Raw genomic sequence first — 26,859 nt, 5'->3', positions numbered from 1 at the left:
ATTATTTATAAGATATGGGTAAAATATTTTCGGTTTGTTGGTTGAGTGGAAGCAAAAACTGATTGAGTAATATCCTTCCGTTGTTAATATGAACTTCGATTTCAGGTTTTCTCTTAGCTTCGTATTTACTGAAGGCGGTCTGTATATTTTCTTCTTCAACTAAATATTTCGTTAATAAAAGTGAGTCTTTCAAAGCAGAGGTAACTCCCTGACTGGTAAATGGAATCAGTGGATGTGCTGCGTCACCTATGAATACTGTGTTTTCTTGATAAAATGGATTAAGTTTTTCAAGTTCATAGACATTCCATAAATGTACATTTTTATAGTCCGATTTTTGGATGATTTCCGGGATTAGAGGATGCCAGTTTTCAAAAATTTCAATCATATATTTTCTTAAGTTCTCCACAGAACATTCATTGATCATGTATTTTTGGTTGTCAAACTGTGAATACCAAAGAACAGTATCATCAGAAAGTTTAAGAATCCCGAAAGTAAGGCCTCCGTCTTCATGGTGGAACTTCATAAAGTCATTTTCAATAGAATTGGCAATTTCTTTGTTTTGAATAATATTAACGACTTCACTTTCTCTTACCACTCTCATCATTTCATCTTTAAAAAGATGTTTTCTGATCCGGCTTCTGGAACCGTCAGAGATGACAGCAATGTCAGTATCAATATCAGTCCCATCGGAAAGCTTCAGTTTACCGTTCTGTAGATCATCAAAAATGATAGTTTCTTCGTAGGTTATCTTTTGCGGAGTAATATTTTGTGTTAATAAACTGATCAGTGAATGTCTTGAAATGGCGAAAACATGATCCAGATTCTTTTCAGCCAGTACTTTTCCAGTGTGAGAATATTTTGTGTATTTTTTTAAAAAGTTTCCATGCTTAAGAAGCAGTTCGGAGTCAATAATCTGGTAAAGATAATCCATTCCTTCCTGCGGAATAAGAAAGCCGTGGCCTGCCAGATCTTCCTTTTTTCTCCTTTCGTAAATGTGGTAATCGATCTTGTGCTTTTCTAAGTAATTCGCCATGCTTAAGCCAGAAATACCGGCGCCCACGACAGCAATTTTCTTCATTTTCGGAATAAAGTGTTTTTCAGGTTGGTTTTTTAAGTATTTTTTTTTAATCACCCTTAGGTAAATGCAAAATTAAAATTAAAAACCTTCACTATTTCAAAAAAATAAGTCAATTTAATTTTGATTTCATGAAAAATAAAACGAAAAATATAAGATATACTATGCAATAAAAAAATATGATTGATTTATATGTGTTGATAAAATATGTTCTATTGCAATATCTTAATGATTTTTAGTGGATTAAGAGATGGCTGGTCTTTGGGAACGTAAAGAATCAGATTGTTGTTTTGTTTAAACCAATTTTGAATTTTAAGACATAAAAAAACCGGAAAGAATTCCGGTTTTATGATTAGGCTTTTTCAAGCTGAACGGTAAAGTGTCTTAAAATTTCCGGTTCCCACGTGATCTTGTAGCCTTTTGCTATTTCTTCGCGCCTTTCGTACACATTTTTGATGGCAGCAGCAATATAATCCATGTGGTTGTTGGTGTAGGTCCTTCTAGGAATTGCCAGACGTACCAGTTCTAACTTCGGATAACGGTTCTCTCTTGTGTCAGGATCTCTGTCTGCCAGTAAAGTCCCGATTTCTACAGTTCTGATCCCTGCTTCCTTATAAATTTCCAGTCCTAATGTCTGAGCCGGATATTCTTCACGGGAAACATTCGGAAGGAAGTTCAAAGAATCGATGAATACGGCGTGTCCTCCGATTGGTTTCTGAACTGGGATTCCATATTCAATCAGTTTATTTCCAAGATATTCAACCTGAGAAATTCTGCTTTCAAGGTAAGCAAACTCAGTAGCTTCATCAAGTCCTACGGCCAATGCTGCCATATCTCTTCCTGCCATTCCTCCATAGGTAATGAAGCCTTCATAGATGATGGTGAAGTTAGAGGCTTTTCTGAAAACCTCTTCGTTGTTTAATGCAATGAATCCTCCGATGTTTACTAAACCATCTTTTTTGGAACTCATTGTCATTCCGTCTCCGTAAGAGAAAATCTCTTTACAGATCTCTTTAATGCTTCTGTTTTCCTGTCCTGCCTCTCTTTTTTTGATGAAGTAAGCATTCTCTGCAAATCTTGCTGAATCAAAGAATACAGGGATTCCGTATTGGTCAGAGAGCGCTTTTACAGCTTTCATATTTTCCAAAGAAACAGGCTGTCCTCCAGAAGAGTTACAAGTAATCGTAATTAAGCAGAAAGGTATATTTTCTTTAGGATGGCTTTTATAAACTTCTTCCAGTTTTTCAAGGTTGATATTTCCTTTGAATGGGTGAAGATCATTAATATCAAAAGCTTCGTCTATCGTACAGTCAATTGCATGTGCCTTTCTGAATTCGATATGACCTTTTGTCGTATCAAAATGCGAGTTCCCAGGAACTACATCACCTTCTTTTACCAATACTGAGAAAAGGACGTTTTCAGCAGCCCTTCCCTGGTGTGTTGGTAATAAATATTTGAATCCTGTAATTTTTTCAACGGTTTTCTGTAACTGCTCAAAAGAACGTGATCCAGCATAGCTTTCATCTCCGGTCATCAAAGCAGACCATTGTCTATCAGACATTGCTCCCGTTCCTGAATCGGTAAGCAGGTCAATATAAACGTGCGAAGATCTTAGGTTGAAAAGGTTATAATTAGCTTCTTTAAGCCATTGTTCTCTTTCTTCTCTGGTGGACTGATAGATTTCTTCCACCATTTTAATGCGGAAAGGTTCCGCGTACGGTAAATTCATGAGTTAAATTATGTTTTAAATTGTTTGTAAAGAAAATGTGCTTGAAAATAATTTTTCAAAATTCATCAATGTATAGATAAGTCGGAAAAAGAGATTATTCCGGAGCCTTAAATATATTTTCATCAGAATGGAATCCGGCTACACCGCCGCTCACTGCAAACTTCATGGCAGAAGCTGCTGTCATTCCCACTACAGGTTTGATGTTTTTTTCTTCAGTAACAATTACCCAGCCCGAGATGGCGTACGAGTGGGGAAGGTATACCGCAACGTAATTATGCTTGTCAACGTCCGACATTTCTTTTTGAGTTAAAAAACCGATTCTCCAGATTTCCGGATTCTCGTTGGTTTTTACCCATACAGGATCGTTGAATTTTTTCTTGTCGCCTACGAATGAGGACATGACGTCTTTCGTAGGAGTGTAAATGTGTTTTACTCCCGGAGTTTTCTCCAGTAAGCTGTCCATGGTATCGAAAAAGAATCTTCCGACCACGAATTTATTTCCTAAATATCCTAAAATAGCTGTAAACAAAATAATAGATACGAATACAAGCCCGGGAACCTGCTTGGCTAAAGAAGGAACAAGGTTGTCAATCGCGCTTACAATATACCAGATTACAAAAATAGTAAGCCCTATAGGACCAATGATAACCAATCCCTGGAAAAAATTTTTCAGGAACATATTGGCGATATTTTCAAAGCTTGGCTTCTTCAAGGTGTATTCTTTACTATTCTTATTTTAACCGTGGATGGTTTCTTTATTTCCGTAGGATTTAATAATATTGGCTTCATACTCCAGCCATTCTTCCCAACGTTTGTTTACTTTTTCCGGGTCTCCGAGCTGTCTTGCAAATCCGATGAAAGTAGTGTAATGATTGGCTTCAGAAATCATCAGTTCTTTGTAGAAAACCTTAAGTTCTTCATCTTTGATATTTTCCGTAAGAACTTTGAATCTTTCACAGCTTCTGGCTTCAATCATAGCGGCAAAAAGCATTTTGTCTACGATGAGGTCTTCTCTGCTTCCCTGTACAATAAATTTTGCCAGTTCATTCACGTAATCATCTTTTCTTGCTCTTCCAAAAGTAAAGCCTCTTTTTTTGATGATCTCATGTACCTGATTAAAGTGATCCAGTTCCTCTTGTGCAATGGCAAGAAGTTCAGTCACAATCTCAGGATATTCCGGAAGCATGGTGATCAGGCCTATAGCATTGGTAGCTGCTTTTTGCTCGCACCAGGCATGATCCGTTAAAATTTCTCCAATGTTTCCTTCTGCAATATTTGCCCACCTTGGGTCGGTAGGTAGTTTCAACTTAAACATGTTGTAAAATTTTTGTAAATTTAAACAAATTGAGGTAAGAAATGTGACTTTATTTCAATTTGATCCTTAAAGTCTTAAGATGCGGTCTTTTTTCTTAAGAATTCCAGAATATTCCAGCCTGAGGTATCTGCTTTTTTCAATCCTGCAGAAATAATGAAGGCTAAAATGATATTAATTCCATAAATAATGACCATCAAAAGCCACCATGGCATGTTTTCTTTTAACGGAACGACCAGAAAATAAACGAGTGAAGAGCTGATTCCCTGTGCAAAATAGAAGAAAATAGCATTTTTTCCGATGTAGGTGATGAAATTTTCTTTTGTGATTTTCAGTCGGTTGTAAAGAACAAATAATGTTGTAAGAGAGAATAATGCCCAGATGATGTAAGGAACTTTTGGTGGAAATTTATTTTTATTGATTTTATAGAAGATGTCTCCTCCGTAGTACCAGAACATCCATATGAGAGCTGCTCCTACAAGTCCATATAATACAGGAATAGCTTTGGTAGGGATCTTTTTTCCACGCATTTTGTGGCCGGTTAAAAATACAGCAAGGTAAAATGCAACGTATCCAACTTGCCCCGTCGGATAATACTCCGGGAAGATGTTGAATAATAAAGTTAAGGCAATACAAAGTCCAATAAACCAATTGATATGTTTTGGGAAAAACCTTAGGATAAGGACACCGAAAACGGTGAGTATATAATACACTTTAAGATACCAGAAACTTCCCATCACTACAGGAAAAGTATCGGCATTGGTGTACTGATGAAGATACCAGTTTCCCAGATTTTCCCATTGAGGGTATGTTGAGATGCTGGTTGTAGAATATTTAGATCCAAATGTAGAATAAAAGCTCTGAAGCCATTCCATAGAAAAAAAGCTGAGTCCAAAGACTTTAAAGAAGTAATCTAAAAAGAACAGGAAGGTCACAAAAATCATATAGGTAATCTGGAGTTTCAGAAGACGGTATAATGTTTTTTCAATATTGGCTCCTGAAGTAATTCCGCTGAGTGCGTAAAATAGTGCCACATCAAAGACCAGAGAAAAAACTCTTACTTCTGCGGGAATATAAAACTGTCCAGACCAGAATGCAGTATGGATAAATATGATGGAAAGTGTTGCCAGTCCTTTGGCGAAATCAATGTAGAGATCTCTGTTCATTATAGATTGCTTGGAAGTTCTTTAGTGATTCGTTTTAGCTGTCCGTGTTCAAAAAAGTATAGATTGCCTTCCCATTCAGGCTTTTGGCTGTGCTCCAGTCCACGAAGATCGTTTTCGAAATATCTCATGTACTTCATTCTTATATTCGAGTTATAAAAATCATTGTCAATAGCAAAAAGAGGTTCCGTGAAAACGGCTGAGCGTTGAGCGGTTGTCTCGCTGATATTATGATAGCCATTCATGACCAGGAACAGTTTATATCCTTTTTCTTTAGCATACGTTTCGTATGAAGACATTGGCAGACACAATTTTGATGAGCAGCCATTGGTAAATACATATACTAATGCTTTTGGATGGTTTGTTAATTCTTTCTTTAGCTGAGAGCCGTTTATCTTATAAATATGCTCAGTGTCTGTTTTTGAAAAGTCCTCTATAGGGATAATGCTCTGCTGTTCAGTGGATGAGAGCTTGCCGTAATCATTTGTTATTCCCGCAACAGTACAGGAGTTTAATATGAAAAAGGAAATTATAAGTAACCAATACTTCATGGAATTATTTTTTTTCAAAAATACAAACAAATTGATTGGGTAAAATATAAAAGCTTTTAAAAACAAAAAAGGGGCGGAACATACTGCCCGCCTCCTTTCTTAAATATGCTAAAAATGAATGTTCTCGTTTATTGAAGATGTTTAAATTCTTCTGCAGAAATTTCTCCCGACTGAATTTTTCTAAGTTCATCTATATATTGACTCATGTATGCGTCAATTTCAGGATTTACAGTGTTCTTAGCCATCTTGTAAGTTCCATTTAGTACCCCCTGATAGTAATAAAAGAAGTTGTAATCGAAATTGGATGCATTAAGATCGTATTGTCCTAAAAGGAATCCTAAACGAACTGCTGATCTTCTCTGTGCAGGAGTTCCATGATGGTTTACATTGGTTGTCTGATAATCGCCGATACTTTGGGCAAATTCATAAGCTGCTGCAATTTCTGCAAAGCTGGTTTTATTGTATCCGTTAGGTCTTCTCAAATAGTATCCTGCAAAACCATCTGCTTCAAGCTCATTCGGTCTGTACGTTGATTCTGATACGGAAGGAAGATTGAAGATATACTGTAACTGATGTCCATACTCATGGGCAAGGATCATTGCATTTACAATATCACCACCTTTTGATTTTGCATCATAATAGATGGCATAACCATAATAGATTTTTCCTGTAGAATAAGAAATGGCATTGTACGTTGAATTGAAATTGGATGGATCGTTCACAAAACGCAGCGTAGGATTGCTTCTTCCCCACATGCTTGCAATTTTAGTCATTTGCCCATTCATAAAATTGGTGTCTGTGGAGTTTTGAAGCCCGGTCAGTAAAACTGAATTGGTGCTCCAGTTGTTGTCTACATAAGAACAGATTTTTTCAAGATCCCCAGGCTGATCAATTTTTGCACTTAGTGCTTCTTGCTGAGGTTGAACATTGTTGTCCATTTGGTCATCACTACATGCTGTTAAAGAAGTAACAGCAATGGCGCCTGCTAGTAAGCAGAGATTAAAGTTTCTTTTCATATATAAATTCAATTTGGTAAAACGAAGGTATGAAATTATCTCTTAAGTGTGAGTACATTATTGAAAAAAATTATTCAAAACATAGTGAATAGGATTTTAATAAAAAAAACATTGCTTTGATTGTAAGCTATTTAGAAATTTATATGTATATTTGCACCTCGAAATAACTAAAAATTTATAAACAATGTTTGCAATTGTAGAAATAGCAGGGCTTCAATACAAAGTTGAGCAAGACCAGAAGTTGTTTGTAAACCGTTTAAAAGGAGATAAAGGAGGAAAAGTTTCTTTCGATAAAGTTCTTCTTACTGTAAACGGTGCAATCACTGTAGGCGCCCCAGCTGTAAACGGAATCACTGTAGAAGCAGAGATCCTTGACCACGTTAAAGCTGATAAAGTAATCGTTTTCAAAAAGAAAAGAAGAAAAGGTTACAAAGTGAAAAACGGTCACAGACAATCTTTAACTCAAATCGTAATCACTGGTATTACAGGTTTTGAGGGTGGAGCTAAAAAAGCTGCTGCTAAAAAAGAAACTGTAAAAGGTGAAGTTCTTTCTGACAACGCAACTGTTAACTTTGGTGAAGATCACGAATTGAACTATCACTTAAAGAAAAACAACTTGTCTCAGTCTAAAGAGAACAGAGAAACTTTAATTACTTTAGGTAAAGCAGTTAAAGTTGAATTAGAAAAGAATATTCTTACTCATGAAGAAGTAGATGCTGCTATCATTAAGAATATCGATCAATTTAAAGCACTTAATAAATAATCCAGTAATAAAATGGCACACAAGAAAGGAGTCGGTAGTTCCAAGAACGGTAGAGAGTCTCACTCTAAAAGATTAGGTGTGAAGATTTTCGGAGGACAAGAAGCTATTGCCGGAAATATTATTGTTAGACAAAGAGGTACTCAGCACCACCCAGGTGATAACGTGGGAATCGGTAAAGATCACACTTTGTTTGCATTAGTAGATGGTAAAGTAGTTTTCAGAAAGAAAGCAAACAACAGATCTTTTGTATCTGTAGAGCCAAACGCATAATTTAAGCGTTTTATAAAAATTAAAACCTCAGTTTTTACTGAGGTTTTTTTATTAGCCTTTTTGATGTATTCATTTATTCGTGAAATATTTTATATTTGTTAACTGTTCAGATTTGAATCAGTTGCGATAGCCGAAAAGCAAAAGAGTAGGCCAATATTAAAACAAGATATCTATGAAAAATGTAAGAAAATTAACCAGAAAAAAATTAAAGGAAGTAACCGGAGGTGTAGCAGGAGAATGTCCTTCCATGTTTCAGTCTTGTGAAGAATGGTGCCGATGGACTCCATGGCAGAAATCACACTGCATGCTTTCTCAGCCATGTACAGAATGTTTTGAGTAGTAGCAGAAATTATAACCCCTAATCTTTTTTAAGACAATAATTAGAGCTGAACCTTTAATAATGTTCAGCTTTTTTAAAAGTAAAAAGCGTTACATAGTATCTCTAAATTGTGAGATATTGATATATTTGTCCGTAACCCAATAAAAAATTAATGCGGAAGCCGAAAAGCAAAGAGAGTAGGCAGCAAATAAAACTAAACAATCATGAAAAATTTAAGAAAATTAACCAAGAAGAATCTGAAAGAAATCAACGGAGGAGCGGGTACAGTATGGTGTCCACCAAAGCCAATTACTTCATGTAGTACATGGTGCGGACTGACAAAGGAACAGAAAATGCGTTGTCTTCTTGATGTAGAAGAACCTTGCGAATGTTTTTAATTAAAGCTTTACAAAAAAGTTCGGCGGCTTCAAAGAAGCCGCCGAACGTGTTTTATATTATATTCTGTTTAAAATCCTACCTGGAACCCTGCTTTAACCCCGAATTTAGAAATATCAGGTCTGTCAAGATAATTTCCTCTCCAGTTGAAGTCTACTCTGAAGATTCTAAGATTTCCAATTCCTATATTTTCAATCCCGAATCCATATTCATAATAGATATGTTCGCTTGGTGCAGAATATTTAAAACCTTCTACATTGATCGCTTTGGAGGCATCACTTAATGTACCATAGGCTCCTCTGATAAATGCAACTTCTCTAAGTTTCAGTTTTTTAATCAAAGGAATGTATGAAAGGATCTTACCGTTAAAATGATGCTCTAATTGAAGAGTTGTATACGCATCCGTCACAAACTCATAATAGTTAAGCTGAGAGAAAGTATTCGGAACCAGACCATAGGAAAGGTTTGCCGGAATAATATTCTGTAATGCCAAAGGAACTGTATTGAAGTTCTTTCCAGCTTCGAAATTAACCACCAGTTTTCCCATACTTCCAATTAAAAATGGCTTGTAGAGCATGAACTGGAGTTTGTCATAATTGAAATCAGCATTAAATAATCCTTCAATACCTCGTGTATATCTTAAAACGATAGTTGGAGCTAAGTTTCTGGCCTGGTAACGGTCAATACCGGTTTGTGAAAATTTTGCACCAGGTTTGGCAATTAAACTGATGGTAACGTGAGAATCATTAACTGTTTGTCTTAACTGTCCATCTTTGTAATACATCAGATTGAATTTCTCAGGAATAGCAGACTTAATACTCTGCATCACTCCATCTACTCGGATCTGGAAGTTCTTCCATGGTTCAATAGCTGCAAAAACGCTTGTTTTGTTTACAGAACTTAAAGAAATATTTTCTCCTCTTGCAAAAAAGGTACTGGTAGATGAAGATTGCGGCGTAACACCATCCCCTGATGTAAGCTGTCCCCCAAGCTGAACAATATCTCTGCTGGTTCCTGCTCCAATCATAAAGCGGTTAAGCTTATTGAACATATATCTTGCTTCTACGCCATATTTAAACTGTTGATCTTTGAAACCATAAGCTGTATAAAACTGGGCTCTCCAGGTATCATTCAATCCGAAATAGGTTCTTGCTCCTAATCTTATTCTGTCCCCTTCTACTTCATTTCTTCCGTAAATTGAGAAAATAGGACCAATATCTATTCCTTTAAAGGCATTATAATAACGTGAACCGAGGGTTTCAAACAGTTTTACCATTCGGTTGAATTTCGGTGTCTGCTGAAGCTGGTCAAGCATGTTATAAACGCCCTGTTCTGCTTTAGATAAAGTGTCAGGTCTTGCTTTAGTCCAATATGCATCGTCTTTATTGGTGAACTTGTCTTCGTATTCTTCTTCGGTACGTTTGAATACTTTAGGGTCAAGAGGCTTGTTGAATTGATAATCAGAATAATCTACCGATCTTTTGGCGATGATACTTTTTGCACCTTTCTTTTTTGAGAAAGGACTCATTTCAAATTCAGTGATCAGTTTTTTAGGAAGAAATGTAGCGTCATCAGGATTGTCGTATTCTACCTGAGTATACACACTGTTGACAAAGTTGACGTTGATCTTCTGTGTTGACTTTAATGTTGCTCCTAAAACAGCATAAGTATCGGTGTCAATATAAAGGTTTCCCTGGAATGCAAGGATGTCTTTTCTCTTAGGCTGATACCTTATCTGAAATGCTTTCTCACCACGAATCGTAATGGTATCCATAAGGCTATAATCGTAAGTACTGAAACCATCACTTCCGACAGGGCTCTGGAATCCGATATCGAAATAATTAAGAGTATTGTCGTAGATATTAATATCACGGTATAAGTTTTTAGCAGAAACCGTAATCACCTGGTTATCCTGAAAACCTGAAGTTTTCTGGGCTACTAATGTTCTTTTGCTGTTTTTTTCCGGTTTATTTTTACCATAATTTTCGTAAACGGCTTCGTTCAGGAAAATAGGAAGTCCAAGTCTCCCGCTTGCTGTGGAATCTGCATAATCGAAAATGAAATCCAGTTTATTGAAAATCTTTTTCTTCATGAAGGCACTATCAAGATTGTTTAGGTCAAACTGCGTTTTTTCATACTCTTTATAAGAATAGGTGTCGAATTTTTCCAGTCCGTTATTTCTTTTTTGTGCCCATACTTTCTGCATAATTGCATAAGCCGGATTTTCTTTCTTGCTTTTGTATTTTGTTTTTCCGCTTTGAAGAACAATTTCCTGAATGTCGCTTACTTTAGCCTGCGAAAGCTGTACGAAAATATTGTCAGCATTTTCGGGAGTGATATCAAGGGTTTCTGTAGTATAATTTTTTCTGGAAAATCTTAGCTGATGGATGATGCTATCAGACTGAATAATAAAACTGCCTGAAGTTGTCGTCAGGGCAGGTGTTTTACTGTCGTTGATAAAGATATCAACTTTATTGAGTTCTTTACTGCTCTTTTCGTCAACCACCTTGCCGCTCGCTTTGTTTTGAGCGCATACGGAACCGGCGAGAATCAGAAAGAAAAATAAAAGATAGTGTTTTTGGGAGTTATTGTTTAACATCATTCGTTTCTTCAAGCAATTATCATAAACAAAAAGCATGCAGTTTATTTAAAAAATAGGTAAAAAAATAAAATATTTTTATTCTATCCTATAAAACGACAAAAATAGCGAAAATAATATATGTATGGATTAAAAAATAATCGGGAAATTTTAATGCTTAAAATATAATAATCAGGAGATTAAAAGAAAGGTAACGTTCCTGCTTTTTAGAAATATTTTGCAGCCGTTATGAAGAATTTATATCATAAAAAAAGACTTACAGAAATGTAAGTCTTTTTTGCTCCTCCTGCTGGGCTCGAACCAGCGACCCTCTGATTAACAGTCAGATGCTCTAACCAACTGAGCTAAGGAGGAATGTCCTTTGTTTTAAGTGGTGCAAATATAATAGGAATATCCGTACCAAGCAAGTTTTTGTTCCTGAATATTGAATGAAAAAAGCTATTGGTTTATTTTTCAATAAATTAAATTTTAAATATTTTTCTGGGATGAGCAGGAGGTTATTCATGATTTTATAAATTCCAGCCGATAAGCTTTGGGACTTTTGCCCCGCTGCGTTTTAAAAAATTTATTAAGATGGCTCTCATCAGTGAATCCCAATTCGTCGGCAATCTCTGAAATTCTGTTGTTGCTGTGTTTTAAACGGTGCTCTATTAAGGTGGTTTTATAATTATTCAGATAAGACTGAAGGGTTTCACCGCTATGTTTTTTAAAGTATTTACCGAGATAATTTTCAGAAAACCCGAACTCTTTGCAGATAGTTTCAGTTCGTATTTTTTCAGGTTCGTAGATATTTGCCTGTATATAATTCAGAATACTAATAATTCTTGATTCTGAGGTTTCATCGATCTTCTGAGGAAGATATTTGGCAATATTGCGGGCAACAATAACAATGAGTGTATTAATGAGTTGTGCGGTTATATCGCTGTGATACAGGTCTTTATTGACGGCTTCTCTTATCAAAGCTTCTACGATTGGTCTTACAAGTGTTTTATCTGTCTGATTTTTTAGGATACATCCGGGTTTGTGGTTGGCATTTTCAAGAATAAATTCCAAACGCTTGATATTCTCTTTCGAAATTTTATCACTTTTTAAATAAATATTACTGAACCTCAGAAAGAAAAAACGGGTTTTAGTATCAATCCAAAACTGGCTGCAATCCTGCGGGGTCAGGAGAAACATGTGATTATCCGAATAGGAAAAGCTGTGCTTATTAATGCAATGCTGCCCTGTGCCTGATAAAATAAAGACAAGTTCAAAGAAGTTTTTTCTGCTCTCTTTATCCGGGAATGTTTCTAATGTTTCAAAATGAATACTGTATGGCTCATATAATACGTCTCTGTTCATGAGGGTTGCTTTATATTGGCAAAATTATACAAAAATAGAGAAGTTTTGTACCGGTAATTTGCTAATTATCAGTATAATTTTGCCTTGTTCAAATATTGGAATTGTCTGCCAGCATAAAAAAGTTACCCGCTAAAAGATCAAATTTCATTATTAGAAATTATAACATACTAATCATATATACAGATGAAAACCAATAGATTTTTTTTGATTTCTTCAATTTCAGCACTATTTTTCTTCAACTCAGCTAAGGCTCAGCAGAAGGTCATTCAAACAGACTTTAGTAAAGGAATTTGGGAACAGGTGGGAAAAGGATTACAGCGTAAATGGATATCCGGCTCAGAAAGTACTTTTGCCTTTTGGAAAATGGATAAAGATGCTCATGTAGCTCCCCATAGTCATCCGAACGAGCAGGTGACTTATATCAATAAGGGAAGTGTAAAAGTACTCATGAATGGGAAAGAACATATTATAAAGGCTGGTGGCGTGCTGGTGATTCCTGCAGGTATTACGCATGAGTTCTTCTGCCTTGAAAATGGAACCGAAGATCTGGACTTTTTTACTCCTGTGCGTAAAGACTGGATAGATGGATCTGCATCTTATCTTTCAGAACATGGGAAAAACCTTGAAGTCGTAGCGCAGTTTACTGATTCCAGACCAGGAAATGTAGCCGTGAGTCATAACGGAAGGGTATTTGCGACGATGCATCCTTTATCCGATCCCAAACAGCAATTGGTGGAAATCCGCAATGGGAAAGCAGTACCTTTTCCGTCTACGGATTTACAGAAAAACGGACAGCCGGCTGATAGTCATAAATTTGATACTCCGCTGGGAGTCACTATAGATAAAGGAAATCGGCTTTGGATGATTGATATGGGGCTTGAGCTTGGGAAAACCCGTCTTTGGTGCTTCGACCTGAAAAAAAATAAAGTCGCTGAAAAGATAGAATTACCAGCTGATATTGCACCGAAAGGCAGTTTTATTCAGGATGTTGCCATTGATGAAAAAAATGGCTGGGCTTACCTTGCTGATATTGCCAATCCGGGAATTATTGCATTGAATCTCAAAACAAAAAAAGCAAGGAGGTTTGGTGGTCATCAGGCTTTACAGTCGGAAGATGTTGATATGATTATTGATGGAAGGGTCATTGATTTTGGAGGCAAACCGTCCCGTGTAGGCATTAATCCTATTACGCTGTCAGATGACAGGGAAACATTATTCTTTGGTTCTATGAATGGAACATCATGGTATGAAGTTCCTGCCCAACTTTTTAGAGAAAATAAAGATGACCATGCAATAGGAAAATCCATTAAGAAACTGGGAGAAAAACCTGTGAGTGATGGTGTGGCTACAGATAAACAAGGGAATCATTACATTACTGATCTTGGAGGTCATGGTATCAGTAAGCTGGATAAAAATGGAAATCTTACGGAATTCATTAAAGATTCAAAATTACAGTGGCCTGATAATATTGCAGTTTCTGATGATGGCTACCTGTATATTTCAGTCAACCAACTTCATACAACAACAGCGTTTTCTGGTCAACCGGATGCCGGAAAACCTCCGTATTTTATATACAGGGTTAAATTATAAGCCAAAATTTTTAAATATAAATCACATAAAATATTAAACAATGAACAAAACGTTTAAATCTGTGGCGGTACTGAAGTCTAAACCGGAGAAAATAGATCATTTGAGAAATCAAGAACTTTGCAGGCCAGATGGATGAATTGATGAGTGAGCCTATACAGCTTGTTGAGCTGGAAAGAATTTCAGAGGAATAAAACTCTTGTTATCATAAAAGTTAAGATCATACCAACGAAAAAGACCTGCACTTTTGCAGGTCTTTTTTATTTTATAGTTCCGGAGTTTTATTTTTTTAAATCTTTAAGGATTTCCTGAACAGCTCTTTCCAGTTGTGGGTCCTTGTTCTGAAGACGGTCCATAAAGGTGTTTTTTACATAAATATCAGGTTTTACACCTGTCTTTTCCAGGTTCTGTCCGTCTAATGTGTAAGTTCCCCATGAAGGAAGTCTGTAAGAAGATCCGTCTACCAACCCTTTTGCTGAAGTGAAAATAATCCATCGATAAGTATCCTGACCGATAATTTTACCCAGCTTTAGAGCTTTGAACCCGGCTGCTGTCATTTCTGCATCACTTAATGAAGCTTCATTAATCAAAAGAACAATAGGCTTTCCGGAAGGAGCAAAGTTCGGTTGTGTTGTTATTTTTCCTTCACGATATTTCCATTGCAGATAAGGTCTCTGAGAAAGGAAATTCAATACTTTGTCATGAACATTTCCGCCGGTGTTGTAGCGTAAATCGAGAATAACAGCGTCTTTTCTGTTCTCTTGTTCTACCATATCCAGAAGGAATCGGTCCAGCTCATCAGTAGACATGTTTTTCATGCAAGAGTAGGCAATACGGTTGTTACTAAGCTTGTCTACACGCTGATGATTGTTGTAGATCCAATCATCGTAAAGTAATCCTTTTAATTCTCCATTAGAAATCGGATGTACTTTGGTTGTTACCGTTTTACCATCACGGTTGAAGGTAAGAACAAGCTCATCCTGTTTTTTAGGGCTTGTGAAATACGTTTCGATATTTTCGTTTACATCAATCTTTTTTCCATTTACAGAAGTCAGTTGGTCTCCAGGTTTGATATCAACCCCTGAACGGTAAGCGGGAGATTTTCTCACAATGCTTTCTACCGTGTAAGGCTGGTCTTTTTTGAAGATAATTCCGGTTTCGTTGGTGAAATAATTCAGGAATACGGTTTCCTCTTTTCCGGTAGAAGAAAATCCGGTGTGTGAAGAATTAAGCTCTCCCAGAAGATCATTCAGTAAAATTCGCAGATCATTTCTGTTATTTATATACGGCAGGTATTTTGCATATTGCTCCTTTTTGGCTTTCCAGTCGATACCATGGAATTTTTCGTCGTAGAAGTTTTCTTCCACACCTGTCCAGGCTTCAGCATACATCTGCATAAATTCTGAGGCCAGATCTTTATCGAAACTATACTGGATATTGATTTTTTCAGGTTTTAATGCGGCAACAGTTGTTTTGTAAATATTACCTTCAATCAGAGCAAATAGGTTTTTCTCATTTTTGGTTAAATAATAAGCTGCTTTATCAAACACTTTTTCAGATTTGGCAGGCTCAAAATCGGTAAACACCTTTTTGTACAGTTGTCTTTTTCCGTTATCCTGATTAGAATTAAATAATAGAATTTCTTTTTTATCATCAGCGAAAACGGCCGGATCATCCTGATATCCATATCGGTCGGTTACCAGCTCAATTCTGTCCAGGGTATCTTCGGGATTTATTTTCAGCTCTTTGATGACCGGTTCTTTTTCTTCCTTTTTCTCTTTATCTTCTTTGTTCTTGTCTTCTCCTTTTTTGTCCTTCTTATCTTTATCATTTTCTTTATCCGAAGATTTTGTTTCCTTCTTTTCTTCAGTGAAGAGATTGTCGAATTTTTCAGACTTAAAAGGCTCGTCAAACCAATCTAAAGCCATACGGTAAATGTTGGATTTCTGCATGCCTAAAGGATAAGACGGATTGGTCCTGTCGCTGGCGAAATAAATATATTTTCCGTTCGGAGACCACACGGGATCTTCTTCAGAAACGCCTGTATTGGTAAGGTTTAAAGTCTGTCCTTTTTTGATGTGATAGATGAAAATATCGAGCTCGAAGTTTCTTTTTGCCGAGAATAATACATATTCGTTATTAGGGGAGAAAGAAGGCCTTGAGTTTTGGAATGCCCAAATCTCGTCTTTTACAATAGTTGTAGATGTAAAACTTTTTAAATCCAATAATCTTACTTCATCTCTCCCGCTTAAGTAAACGGCTTTTGAAAGGTCGTTATTAAGGGTGATACTTCTGTTATTGCGTAAGTCTCCCGTTAATTGCTTTGGCTGTCCTTTTCCGTCTGCCTGAATCGTAAACCAGTTTTGATATCCGTTATAAGTCTGATTGTAAAGTAAAGTACGGTTGTCTTTCAGCCATTTTACTTCCATAGCACGTTCTTTACCATCAGAAATCTGCTGGGCAAATTTCCCTTCAATATCAGAAACGAATATAATACCACGGCTTATGAACGCCATTTTTTTACCGTCCGGAGATACATCATAATAGGAAATATTATTTTCCACATTGAAATTCTGAGCTTTTTCCAAGGTTTTATTAGTATTCAGGCTAATGTTGAGGGGAGCTGTTTTTTTTGAAGCTACCTCATAAGTATAAAGCTGATAATCCTTTTCAAAAATAACTTTAGATCCGTCTGCTGAGACAAACGGTTTTTTTATAGACGTATCAAATTGCGTTAAAGCAGTTTTTTTACCATTTTCGATTTTATAAAGATTATATTCTCCATTATTCTCATCAGAAATAAAATAGATAATACCTTTTTTATCTACACTTGGGTTGAAATCTTTTCCTTCATAGTTCGTGTACTGTTTGAAAGAATTGCTTTTTGGATTGTATCCAAGAATATCAGGATTATTTTCTCCCTTATAACGTTTTCTCTGTACTTGATGGGCACTTTCAGATGAGCTTGTGAAAAGATATTCTCCTGCAGGGGTTTCCACTAGTCCATTGGTGTAGTTAAAGTAATTATTGAAAAGTTTTTCCGGAGTTTTTCCTTCAATTGTAGTTTTAAAACTTCCGAAATTATTATTTCTGTTGGAAGTAAAATAAATCGTTTTGCTGTCCCACGCCCAGCTTTCCATTTCATCCCTTCCGGTATGGAAGGTTAACTGCTTGATGGTTCCTCCTCCTGAGGGCATTACATACACATCATAATTTCCATATTGATTAGAACTGAATGCAAGCCATTTTCCATCCGGAGAAAGGCGGGGATTGATCTCTTCTCCATCCAGGGCGGTAATTCTTGAAGCATTTCCTCCATTGGAATCTGCTTTCCAGATGTCACCGTCATAAGCGAAGTAAGCTGTTTCTCCATCAGGACTCAATGAAGGACTTGATAAAAAATAAGACTTTTGCTGCGCCGAAATCCCTATAATAGAAAATGCTGTTAATAACGAAATAATAGTTTTCTTCATGGTACAATTGGGTATTTATGCAATACTATCTGTTGGTTGTTAATTTTTTTGCCTTTTTATAGAAATGTTTATTTGTAAAAAATTTTCTCAATCCGGATTACTCTAAAAAAGAATAGTCGAATTATTGACGAAATAGTTACAGGTAAAATGCTTTAAAGGCTTATAAAATCCAATAAAACAGATATTTCTGGGAAAGTGAAGGAAAATTGTAAATATTTGTTTTTTATGTCGGACTCATTGGTTCTACAAAACGTAAAGAGGATATTCTCTTATTGTTGAGGGAGATAAAAGGCAACGGAGTCGCTGATGAAGCTGAGTGGATATTCGAATGCTTAGAAAGAATCAACAAAGTTGACTCCCGCCTTTGCTTCCTGAAAAATGAAGTACCAGCTACTAATCCTTTGCGTTATATTTAAACTACAAATGTGTTATTTCTCAGATTTGGAGTCCTTGCCATGAAAGAGTTCATAGTAAGACACAAAAAAAGACTTACATTTCTGTAAGTCTTCTTGCTCCTCCTGCTGGGCTCGAACCAGCGACCCTCTGATTAACAGTCAGATGCTCTAACCAACTGAGCTAAGGAGGAATGTCCTTTGTTTTAAGTGGTGCAAATATAGGACGAATATTTATACCCTACAAATATTTTTAAGAAAAATTTTAAAAAAATTATAATTTACCCATAAATACTTTGAAGATGTCACTTCCAAAGATCAGTAACATCAATCCTAACAGGAAGATAACTCCAATCATCTGTGCGTTTTCCAAAACTTTCTGCGGAACAGGTTTTCCTACAATAATTTCATATAAAGTAAATAAAACGTGTCCACCATCAAGTCCCGGAATCGGAATAAGGTTCAGGAATGCCAGCCATACGGAGAACATTGCTGTAAAGCTCCAGAAAGCAACCCAGTTGATCTTAACGCTTCCGTCCGCATCTTTATCCACAGGCATGTTTTTTACGATCGCAATAGGACCTCCAACATTTTTATACCCCTGAACTTTAGAGTTGAACATAATTTTGAACTGCTTTACCTGTGTGGTTAATGCTTCAATAGTTCTTGTAAATCCTCTTGGAATAGCTTCTCCGAAAGAATATTTTTTATTCGTTACAATATCTTTTGCAATGCTTTTGGTATCAATTGCAATCCCCAGTTTTCCGTTTTTATCTACGGAAACTGCAGGTAATGTCTGTAAAGCACCGTTTCTTTCAACATCTACAGAAATTGTTTTACCTTTATTTTCACTTAAAAGAGCACTTACTTCATCAAAGAATGCTGCTTTCTTACCATTGATTCCTACAATTTTGTCGCCTTTTGCAAGACCTGATGCCTGGGAAGAAGGAGTAGCCAATGAGTCAACAACCATAGAAACTCTTGGTGTGATGTATAGTTTTGCTTCTCTCTGCTTAAGAACGTCTGCTACACCGTCTGCATTGACAGGGAAAGTAACTTCCTGTCCGTTTCTGTTTACGGTAACATGATCTCCCAAAAGGATATTGATGGAAGTATTTTCAAGTCTTTCTGCCGGTTTTCCGTCTACACTAATGATTTTGTCACCATTCTGGAAACCCATTTTCTTTCCTGCAGAAGTGGCTTCAATACCATTTTTAAATTTTGTGATATCTGTATAAGTTTCTCCGTTGAAGAATGATAAACAGCTGTAGATTAACCACGCAAGAAAAAAGTTAACGGTAACTCCCCCCAGCATAATGATAAGTCTCTGCCAGGCTGGTTTTGATCTGAACTCCCAAGGTTCTGCCGGTTTTTTCATCTGGGCAGTATCCATACTTTCGTCCACCATTCCTGCAATCTTCACGTATCCTCCAAAAGGAAGCCAGCCGATTCCGTATTTTGTTTGTTCAGGGTGTTTTCTCCAGTCGTTGTCCGGAAGTTTTGATATATCGATAGGAACTTCTTCCTTCTTTCCGTTCACTTCTATTACTTCAGAATCCGGTAAGTTTTTTGATAAAAATTTATACTGCCATTTTCCGTTGATTTTCTTCATGGAGAATATGGAGAAGTAAGGATCAAAAAACAGGAAAAACTTCTCTGCTCTGGTCTTGAACCATATTGCCGGTAAGAAATGCCCAAGCTCATGAAGAAGCACAAGTATAGAGATGCTCAGAATGAACTGAAAAAGTTTAATTGCTATTTCCATTAATAAATTTTAGATTTTAATTTGCAAAGGTAACAATTATCAAAACTATGCCAAATAAAAAAGCTCCCCGAAACAAGAAGCTTTGTCATATTTAAAGATTGATTTAATGATAAGATTATAAATTGAAAGAAACACCAAGGCTGCCATTATTACCAACCTCTGCAAAGACTCCAATTTTTTCTGTGAAGAAATAACGGGCACCGATGTGAGCTCCCACTCCAAAGTCTCTTCCAAGAACTCCAAGGTCTACTCCAGGATAGATGTCCCATTTGGAAGGCAAATTTAGAGCTTCCTGTAAATGAAAGTTCAGTCTTCCAAACACAAAAACACGATTATCTTTATCGTTGTTTTTATAATTATCAAAATAGCCATTGATCCCGGCTCCTACTGAAATCAGTTTGTTGAGGCCATAGTCATACGTTCCTGTAATTCCGGTTCCATATCCCCAGGCACTCAGCCCCAGTTGTATTTTCTGATCCCCCTTTCCTGTCCACGCCTGAGCATTAGCCATAGCACCAAAAAAGAAGATCGCCACCATAAAAAACAATTTCTTCATAAATTTTTAATTTTAATGATAATAATAAAAAATATTTCTATCAAAAATGAAACCGAAAGAATGGCAATATTGTAAAAATGCTTGACTTTAATAAATTATTAAGAAATAAATTCTATTTTAAATACTAAAGCATTCTTCAACCATTTAATTCTACTTTCATAAAGTTAAAAGATGTATTTTTATATTTCATATATGAAATAATTTAAAAGAATAAAAGATGAAAGTTGTAGGACTTAATTTAGATATCATATGGAAAAAAAAAACTGAGAATTTTGCGCGTATAGAAAGCGAATTGCTCAATGTGGAGGCAGATCTGTTTCTGCTTCCTGAAATGTTTTCAACAGGTTTCTGTATGGATGCTTCTGAAGTTTCGGACAGAAATAATGAATCACTGGAGTTTTTGAAAAAAATCTCAAAAGAGAAAAATGCTGCATTTTGCGGAAGTGCTCCGGTAGAACAGGACGGCAATTTTTACAACAGAATGTTCTTTGTAAAGCCGGATGGCGAAATCACTTTTTATGATAAGAGACATTTGTTTTCTTTTTCCGGAGAAGATAAAGTATACACGCCAGGAAAGGAAAGAGTAATTGTTGAATATAAAGGAATACGTTTCCTGCTTCAGGTGTGTTACGATCTACGTTTTCCTGTCTTTGCAAGGAATAACGATGATTATGATGCCATATTATATGTTGCCAACTGGCCCGAGAAAAGGGTAGGAGCATGGGAACATCTGTTGAAAGCCAGAGCTATTGAAAACTTATCTTTTGTATTTGGTTTAAACAGAATCGGGACCGATGGAAATGATCTGTTGTATCAGGAAAGCTCTCACTGCTTCTTTGGAGATGGAAAAGAAATTTCTCAGAAACAGGGAAATCTTGTATCTGCAGAATTATATATGGAAGAATTGAACGATTTTAGAAAGCATTTCCAGTTTTTAAATGACCGGGATAGTTTCTCCATTCAACTATAAAAAATAATAAAGGCTGAAATTCATGTGAACTTCAGCCTTTATTATTTTTTTGTTTTTATTTAAACATATTGTTGCAGAAGGTTCGTTAATGTGTTCACATCATGAACACCACTTTCCTTCCAAAGCATTTCTCCTTTTTTGAAAATGGCCAGTGTAGGGACTCCACGAACGCCATACTGAGCTGCCAGTGCAGGATATTGATCTACATCTACTTTTATAATTCTTGCTCCTTCGCCAATATTTTCTTTTACTGTATTTAATACCGAAGACTGTACTTTACAAGGCTGACACCATGTTGCGAAAAAATCGATAAGTACGGGTCTTTCGGAATCTATGATTTCCTGAAATTTTTGTGACATAGTTTTGGTTTTATTAGTTTGCATTTTTGTTTGTTTCATCCTGGATCGCTTTTACATTTTTCCAGGTTGTACCATCATAAGCTTCCACACCATTTTTCTTCAGAATTTCCATCGCCTGGTCAGCCTGGATTCCTTTATTGCAAAACACAACAACTTTTTTACCTTTTAGAGTTTCTATATTGTTTTGAATCTCTGCCAAAGGAATGTTGATGGCATTCTTTGCTGTTCCTGCGGCATATTGCTCCGGAATTCTGACATCCACCAATGTTACATCAGAGCTGTTAACCATTTCTTTGATATTAGCCGTAGAAACAGTTGCTGTAGGATTTGTTTTGCAGGCATTTAGCGTAAATGTTAATGCTAAAAATAATCCGAAAAACTGAATTTTCATGTCTTACAGGGTCTTAGATTGGCATACAAAATCTGTGGTTGGAAGTTTTTCCGTTTTTTTGATTCCGTTAAAACCACCTTCAATTTCGGTAAAATTTCTGATTCCGTGTGAGTTAAGGATGCTTGCGGCAATCATGCTTCTGTACCCACCTGCGCAGTGCAGGAAGAAATGTTCAGAATCATCAATGGTACGAGCCCAGTCACTGATAGTGTCTAGTGGCTTGTTATAAGCATTGTCAATGTGTTCTGCGGAATACTCCGTAAGTTTTCTTACATCAATTACTGTAGCGTCTGCTGTAAATTGTTCTGCAAATTCAGCCGGAGTAATTCTTTTGATCTCATCCGTTTCCTTACCTGCATTTTTCCATGCTTCAAAACTGCCTTTCAGGTAACCAATTACATTGTCAAAACCTACTCGGCTCAGTCTTGTGATTACTTCCTCTTCAGTTCCTTCATCAGTAATTAATAATAAAGGGTGTTTTACATCTACAATAAGCGTTCCTACCCATGGGGCAAAATCACCTTTCAGTCCTATATTGATAGAGTTGGGAACAAATCCTTTATGGAAATCCGCAGCTCCTCTTGTATCTAAAATTAATGCTCCTGTTTCTTCTGCCAGAGCTTCGAAATCTTCAGGTGTTACAGGCTGCAATCCTTTGTTCATCACAACGTCCAGACTTTCATAGCCACCTTTATTTAAAGCGACATTCATCCCGAAATATTTTGGAGGAGCTGTTAAGCCATCCAGAACTTCTCTGATGAAAGACTCTTTATCCGGTTGATTAAGAGCGTAATTGGTTTTCTTTTGGTTTCCTAAGATATCAACTGTCTCTTTCTGCATATTCTTTCCACAAGCAGATCCGGCTCCGTGAGCTGGATATACAGTGATGCTGTCATCCAATGGCATGATTTTGCTCTGAAGGCTGTCATACAAAATTCCAGCAAGATCCTCCTGAGTAAGATTAGTTGCCTTCTGGGCAAGATCCGGTCTTCCAACATCTCCTAAAAACAGCGTATCACCAGTAAAGATTGCAGTTTCAACACCATTTTCATCGATTAAAAGGTAAGTACTGCTTTCCATCGTATGCCCAGGAGTGTGCATGACCTTTATTTTCACTTTTCCGATCTCAAAAATCTGATTGTCTTCAGCAATAATAGCGTCAAATTCCGGAGCAGCAGTAGGTCCATATACAATAGGAGCACCTGTTTTGTTGCTTAAATCCAAATGTCCTGATACAAAATCTGCATGGAAGTGAGTTTCAAAAATATATTTTAAAGTGACATTGTCTTTTTCCAGACGATCCAGATAAGGTTTTACTTCTCTTAGCGGATCAATAATGGCAGCTTCATTCTCTGATACAATATAATAGGCACCCTGAGCCAGACAGCCCGTATATATTTGTTCAATTTTCATTGGGGTCTTTTTTTAATGAGTTAAAGATACGAAGTATTAGATCAATTCTAAATGAAATGTTAAATCCCATTGATAGTTTCTTTCAATACTTTGTTAAACGTACGTTTAGTATATGTTGTTTTTTTTCAGCAAAAAGAATGCCTTACATAAAGATAATGGTAAATGCTGTTTTATATCATGTTTAGTTCCTATATCCTTCCTGGCAGAAAAAAATAATGATCGTGGTTTAAAATTTGATTATTGAAGGACAAATTTATTTTCGAAAGAAGCAGAGAGAAGTTCTTCAGAAAATATCTTCAGATATTTTACAAAAAATTTTATATTTATAAGTTAAAAAAGCGATCAAATGGCAGACAAAACACAATTTATTGAAGAACTTAACGCTAGATATACTCCAAAAGGAGAGCATATAATATTAGGAAAAGGAATGTTGGATGGCGAAGTGGTGACAGAAGTCAATGTAACCATTCCTCTGAAAACCATAAATCGTCACGGTCTTATTGCCGGTGCTACCGGAACCGGTAAGACAAAAACGTTACAGGTGTTTGCAGAACAGCTTTCTCACGCAGGAATTCCGTCTTTGGTTCTGGATATTAAGGGAGACTTTTCCGGGATTGCAGAAGCAGGTCAGATGAATCCTATCATTGAAGAAAGGTATGGCAAAACACAGCTTCCTTATAATCCACAAGGTTTTCCGGTAGAACTCATGAGTATTTCCGGAGGAAAAGGTGTAAAATTGAGAGCTACGGTTACAGAATTTGGGCCTGTTTTATTAAGCAAAATTCTTGAATTGAATGATACCCAGCAAAGTATCATGTCTATAGTTTTCAAATACTGTGATGATAAAGGACTTCCATTGATTGATCTTAACGATTTGAAGAAAGTACTGCAGTACGTGACGGATAATGCACAGGGAAAAGCTGAACTTGCAGCTAATTATGGATCTATTGCATCAGCATCTTTGGGAGCTATTTTAAGATCTATTGTAGCTCTGGAACAACAAGGAGCGGCAGGATTCTTTGGTGAGCTAAGCTTTGATGTTCATGACTTGCTGGAAACAAGAGACGGAAAAGGAGTGGTTAATATCTTAAGAGTAGCAGATATCCAGAACAAACCACAGCTTTTCTCCACTTTTATGCTTTCTCTTTTTGCAGAAATTTATATGACATTTCCGGAAGAAGGAGATAGCGGTAAACCAAAATTGGTATTATTCATTGATGAAGCCCACCTGATTTTTGATGAAGCTTCCAAGGCCCTTCTTTCACAAATTGAAACGATGGTAAAACTGATCCGTTCCAAAGGAGTGGGGATCTATTTTATTACCCAGATTCCTGGTGATGTCCCTGAAAATGTACTTTCCCAACTAGGATTAAAAATACAACATGCTCTAAGAGGTTTTACGGCAAAGGATAAAAAAGAAATTACCAAAGCCGTTGAAAACTATCCTACCACAGAATATTATAATGCTTCCAGCCTGATCCAGAATTTGGGAATCGGAGAAGCATTTGTTACAGCACTTGATGAAAAAGGAATTCCTACCCCATTAGTACATACTTATCTGATCTCTCCAGAATCAAGGATGGATGTTTTGAATGACGCGGAAATCTCTGATCTGACTTCAAGATCAGCACTTGTAGCAAAATATGAGCAGGCAATTGACAGAGAATCTGCTTATGAAATGCTTACCAATAGGATGGAACAGGCTGCACAAAACCCGTCACCTAACCAAAAGGCAAAGCCGGTAAAAGAAGAACCTGGAATGTTTGAACAGGTATTGCAAAGTAAAGCTGGCCGTACTTTTACCTCTACATTAATGAGAGAAGGAGCAAAAGCTATTCTCGGAATGTTCGGTCTGGGAGGCAGAAGAAGATAATTTTGAAAGACAATCTGCTGTATTTTGATATATTTTTTGTTATTTTAGCAGGTTATCTTTACTTAATAAAGAAAAATAAGACCGTATTTTATTGGGGAATAAAGCGTCGGTTTTAAATATTAAACCAGAAAAACAGCAGTTAAAACATTCATGTATTCAATTATAGATATAGAAAGTAATGGTGCAGGTTATAGAAATGAATGCATTATAGATATCGCCATTTACAGATATGACGGTCAGAAAATTATAGACCAGTTTATATCTCTGGTAAACCCTGAAGGTGATATCACTCCTTTTGTACAAAAACTGACCAGTATTACCCCGAAAATGGTCAAAACTGCTCCAAAATTTCATGAAATTGCCAAAAGAGTGATAGAAATTACTCAAAATACAACTTTGGTGGGGCATAATATTGATTTTGATTATAGGATGCTTCGCCAGTCATTCAAAAGGCTTGGTTATGATTTTAAAATCAATACTTTAGATACAATTCCTTTAGCAAAAAAACTGATTCCTGATGAGGTAAGTTATTCCTTGGGAAAACTGGTGAAATCATTAGGTATTCCATTGACTAACCATCACAGGGCGGAAGGTGATGCAAGAGCTACCTTAGAACTTTTCAAGCTTCTGATTTCAAAGGATACCGAAAATGAGATCATTCAGAAGCAGCATGATGAGTCTAACGCCAAAACGTATATCAATAAGATCAAAGAGCTGACTCAAGATCTTCCTAATGATAAAGGTTTTGTCTATTTTCAGGATGAAGGTGGACGTATTATGTTTTCTGATTATGTTCAGGATATCAACAAATTTTCCAAAAAGGTTTTCAATTCCAAATCAAAAAAATGGGAACAGATTCAGAAAGATGTTGAGCAGATTAATTTTGAACTTACCGGAACAGATATTATTGCCAAACTGATACTGAATTCCAAGAATATTAAAAAGAAAGAAGTTTTACCTTTCGGACTATATTTCAGGAATAATAAATATGTGGTTGAGAAAAATAAGCTCAATAAAACCGAGAAGCCAGTCTTGAAATTCAGGTCATTTACCCAGGGAACAAAAGCTGTTCAGTTTATTGGTTCTCAGGAAGAATTTAAAGATTTTTCTGTCTTGAAACAAAAAATTGAATTCAGAAAAAGAAATGAACTTTGGCTTGGACCAGGAAGAAAATTAGGAGAAAAGTTATTTTTAATCATAGAAAACGGGAAATTGGTTTCCTTTGGATTCTATGAGCTGTTTACGCAGATTCAGACACTGAGTAAGCTGGCTAAGTTGAAAATTGATCTTCCGTTATCTTCCACAGATCTGAATAATGAACTGCAGTTGGCTCTTCTTCGTGGGGATTTTGAGACATTACCGTTACCGAAGTAAAAGAGTGTCTATACGTTACAAGTTGTCTTCTGAAGACAATGGTTGTACAATCAATTTTCAAAAAGTAAAAAATAAATAGTATTTTTGCAAAAAATAAATACAAGCAATGCAAAATTTTAAACAAAATAAAACTGGAAAAAAGGGAGCTGTAAAGTTCTCTAAGGTTTGG

Annotated in this window: 23 protein-coding genes and 2 tRNA genes; 8 read left to right on the top strand and 17 right to left on the bottom strand. The window is 36.3% G+C overall.

Going from position 1 to position 26,859, the window contains the following annotated elements:
• Nucleotide 1: 1 nt before the first annotated feature.
• From PZ898_RS14160 to PZ898_RS14130, 7 genes are all read right to left on the bottom strand, one after another.
• Nucleotides 2–1,078: an FAD-dependent monooxygenase gene (locus tag PZ898_RS14160; protein ID WP_277693596.1), complete on the bottom strand. Its 1,077-nt coding sequence runs from the start codon at nt 1,076–1,078 to the stop codon at nt 2–4.
• 349 nt (nt 1,079–1,427) lie between these two features.
• Nucleotides 1,428–2,804 (bottom strand): tryptophanase, encoded by a 1,377-nt coding sequence (locus PZ898_RS14155; protein WP_277693594.1) that lies wholly within the window; start codon nt 2,802–2,804, stop codon nt 1,428–1,430.
• A 94-nt stretch (nt 2,805–2,898) separates the two neighbouring features.
• Nucleotides 2,899–3,516: a DUF502 domain-containing protein gene (locus PZ898_RS14150; protein ID WP_062676099.1), complete on the bottom strand. Its 618-nt coding sequence runs from the start codon at nt 3,514–3,516 to the stop codon at nt 2,899–2,901.
• Between the two features lie 24 nt (nt 3,517–3,540).
• Nucleotides 3,541–4,119: a tRNA-(ms[2]io[6]A)-hydroxylase gene (locus tag PZ898_RS14145; protein ID WP_062676098.1), complete on the bottom strand. Its 579-nt coding sequence runs from the start codon at nt 4,117–4,119 to the stop codon at nt 3,541–3,543.
• Between the two features lie 74 nt (nt 4,120–4,193).
• Complete coding sequence (locus tag PZ898_RS14140; protein ID WP_277693593.1) at nt 4,194–5,282, bottom strand: acyltransferase family protein; 1,089 nt, start codon at nt 5,280–5,282, stop codon at nt 4,194–4,196.
• Nucleotides 5,282–5,830 carry a hypothetical protein gene (locus PZ898_RS14135; RefSeq protein WP_062676096.1) on the bottom strand — a complete coding sequence of 183 codons (549 nt, stop codon included), beginning with the start codon at nt 5,828–5,830 and terminating at the stop codon, nt 5,282–5,284. The genes PZ898_RS14140 and PZ898_RS14135 overlap by 1 nt, the downstream gene beginning before the upstream one ends.
• Before the next feature lie 128 nt (nt 5,831–5,958).
• Entirely contained in the window at nt 5,959–6,846 is an 888-nt protein-coding gene (locus PZ898_RS14130; RefSeq protein WP_062676095.1) for a hypothetical protein, read from the bottom strand.
• A 184-nt stretch (nt 6,847–7,030) separates the two neighbouring features.
• On the opposite strand from PZ898_RS14130, the gene rplU reads away from it, so the two are divergent.
• From rplU to PZ898_RS14110, 4 genes are all read left to right on the top strand, one after another.
• Nucleotides 7,031–7,609, top strand: a complete 579-nt coding sequence (rplU, locus tag PZ898_RS14125) for a 50S ribosomal protein L21 (RefSeq protein WP_076597840.1) — start codon at nt 7,031–7,033, stop codon at nt 7,607–7,609.
• Nucleotides 7,610–7,621: 12 nt separating this feature from the next.
• Entirely contained in the window at nt 7,622–7,879 is a 258-nt protein-coding gene (rpmA, locus tag PZ898_RS14120) for a 50S ribosomal protein L27 (RefSeq protein ID WP_002984034.1), read from the top strand.
• 172 nt (nt 7,880–8,051) lie between these two features.
• On the top strand, nt 8,052–8,219 hold the full coding sequence (locus PZ898_RS14115; RefSeq protein WP_277693591.1) for a hypothetical protein: 168 nt from the start codon (nt 8,052–8,054) through the stop codon (nt 8,217–8,219).
• Nucleotides 8,220–8,422: 203 nt separating this feature from the next.
• A complete protein-coding gene (locus tag PZ898_RS14110) occupies nt 8,423–8,596 on the top strand; it encodes a hypothetical protein (protein ID WP_157885793.1) in 174 nt (57 codons plus the stop codon).
• 68 nt (nt 8,597–8,664) lie between these two features.
• Here the strand turns inward: PZ898_RS14110 and PZ898_RS14105 are convergent, their stop codons facing one another.
• From PZ898_RS14105 to PZ898_RS14095, 3 genes are all read right to left on the bottom strand, one after another.
• The gene (locus tag PZ898_RS14105; protein WP_228432146.1) at nt 8,665–11,196 is read right to left on the bottom strand and encodes a DUF5686 family protein; all 2,532 of its coding nucleotides are present in this window, start codon (nt 11,194–11,196) and stop codon (nt 8,665–8,667) included.
• A gap of 277 nt (nt 11,197–11,473) precedes the next feature.
• Nucleotides 11,474–11,547 (bottom strand) — tRNA-Asn (locus PZ898_RS14100).
• 147 nt (nt 11,548–11,694) lie between these two features.
• Nucleotides 11,695–12,537 (bottom strand): AraC family transcriptional regulator, encoded by an 843-nt coding sequence (locus tag PZ898_RS14095; protein ID WP_062676093.1) that lies wholly within the window; start codon nt 12,535–12,537, stop codon nt 11,695–11,697.
• Nucleotides 12,538–12,720: 183 nt separating this feature from the next.
• On the opposite strand from PZ898_RS14095, the gene PZ898_RS14090 reads away from it, so the two are divergent.
• A complete protein-coding gene (locus PZ898_RS14090; protein ID WP_277693590.1) occupies nt 12,721–14,127 on the top strand; it encodes an L-dopachrome tautomerase-related protein in 1,407 nt (468 codons plus the stop codon).
• A gap of 278 nt (nt 14,128–14,405) precedes the next feature.
• Here the strand turns inward: PZ898_RS14090 and PZ898_RS14085 are convergent, their stop codons facing one another.
• The 4 genes from PZ898_RS14085 to PZ898_RS14070 all read right to left on the bottom strand — a co-directional run bounded on the left by PZ898_RS14085 (nt 14,406) and on the right by PZ898_RS14070 (nt 20,310).
• The gene (locus PZ898_RS14085; RefSeq protein ID WP_277693589.1) at nt 14,406–17,597 is read right to left on the bottom strand and encodes a S41 family peptidase; all 3,192 of its coding nucleotides are present in this window, start codon (nt 17,595–17,597) and stop codon (nt 14,406–14,408) included.
• 512 nt (nt 17,598–18,109) lie between these two features.
• Nucleotides 18,110–18,183 (bottom strand) — tRNA-Asn (locus tag PZ898_RS14080).
• Between the two features lie 80 nt (nt 18,184–18,263).
• A complete protein-coding gene (gene rseP / locus PZ898_RS14075; RefSeq protein ID WP_120233303.1) occupies nt 18,264–19,754 on the bottom strand; it encodes an RIP metalloprotease RseP in 1,491 nt (496 codons plus the stop codon).
• Nucleotides 19,755–19,869: 115 nt separating this feature from the next.
• Complete coding sequence (locus PZ898_RS14070; RefSeq protein ID WP_047428734.1) at nt 19,870–20,310, bottom strand: DUF6646 family protein; 441 nt, start codon at nt 20,308–20,310, stop codon at nt 19,870–19,872.
• A gap of 217 nt (nt 20,311–20,527) precedes the next feature.
• On the opposite strand from PZ898_RS14070, the gene PZ898_RS14065 reads away from it, so the two are divergent.
• Complete coding sequence (locus PZ898_RS14065) at nt 20,528–21,280, top strand: nitrilase-related carbon-nitrogen hydrolase (protein WP_276834482.1); 753 nt, start codon at nt 20,528–20,530, stop codon at nt 21,278–21,280.
• Between the two features lie 59 nt (nt 21,281–21,339).
• On the opposite strand, the gene PZ898_RS14060 is transcribed toward PZ898_RS14065, so the two are convergent.
• From PZ898_RS14060 to PZ898_RS14050, 3 genes are read right to left on the bottom strand one after another with little or no spacing between them, the layout of a single operon-like run.
• Complete coding sequence (locus PZ898_RS14060) at nt 21,340–21,639, bottom strand: thioredoxin family protein (RefSeq protein ID WP_047424552.1); 300 nt, start codon at nt 21,637–21,639, stop codon at nt 21,340–21,342.
• A 13-nt stretch (nt 21,640–21,652) separates the two neighbouring features.
• On the bottom strand, nt 21,653–22,030 hold the full coding sequence (locus PZ898_RS14055; RefSeq protein ID WP_277693588.1) for a rhodanese-like domain-containing protein: 378 nt from the start codon (nt 22,028–22,030) through the stop codon (nt 21,653–21,655).
• Between the two features lie 3 nt (nt 22,031–22,033).
• Nucleotides 22,034–23,443: an MBL fold metallo-hydrolase gene (locus tag PZ898_RS14050; protein WP_120233300.1), complete on the bottom strand. Its 1,410-nt coding sequence runs from the start codon at nt 23,441–23,443 to the stop codon at nt 22,034–22,036.
• Nucleotides 23,444–23,789: 346 nt separating this feature from the next.
• Here PZ898_RS14050 and PZ898_RS14045 point away from each other — a divergent pair, with 346 nt between their 5' ends.
• Both PZ898_RS14045 and PZ898_RS14040 read left to right on the top strand, forming a co-directional pair.
• Nucleotides 23,790–25,316 (top strand): helicase HerA-like domain-containing protein, encoded by a 1,527-nt coding sequence (locus tag PZ898_RS14045; RefSeq protein ID WP_062676086.1) that lies wholly within the window; start codon nt 23,790–23,792, stop codon nt 25,314–25,316.
• Between the two features lie 150 nt (nt 25,317–25,466).
• Nucleotides 25,467–26,690: a 3'-5' exonuclease gene (locus PZ898_RS14040; RefSeq protein ID WP_120233299.1), complete on the top strand. Its 1,224-nt coding sequence runs from the start codon at nt 25,467–25,469 to the stop codon at nt 26,688–26,690.
• Nucleotides 26,691–26,859: the final 169 nt, after the last annotated feature.

Origin of the sequence: Chryseobacterium sp. WX, from assembly GCF_029542485.1 — a bacterium.
GTDB classification, from domain to species: domain Bacteria; phylum Bacteroidota; class Bacteroidia; order Flavobacteriales; family Weeksellaceae; genus Chryseobacterium; species Chryseobacterium cucumeris.
This window is presented reverse-complemented; position numbering and strand designations above follow the sequence as displayed.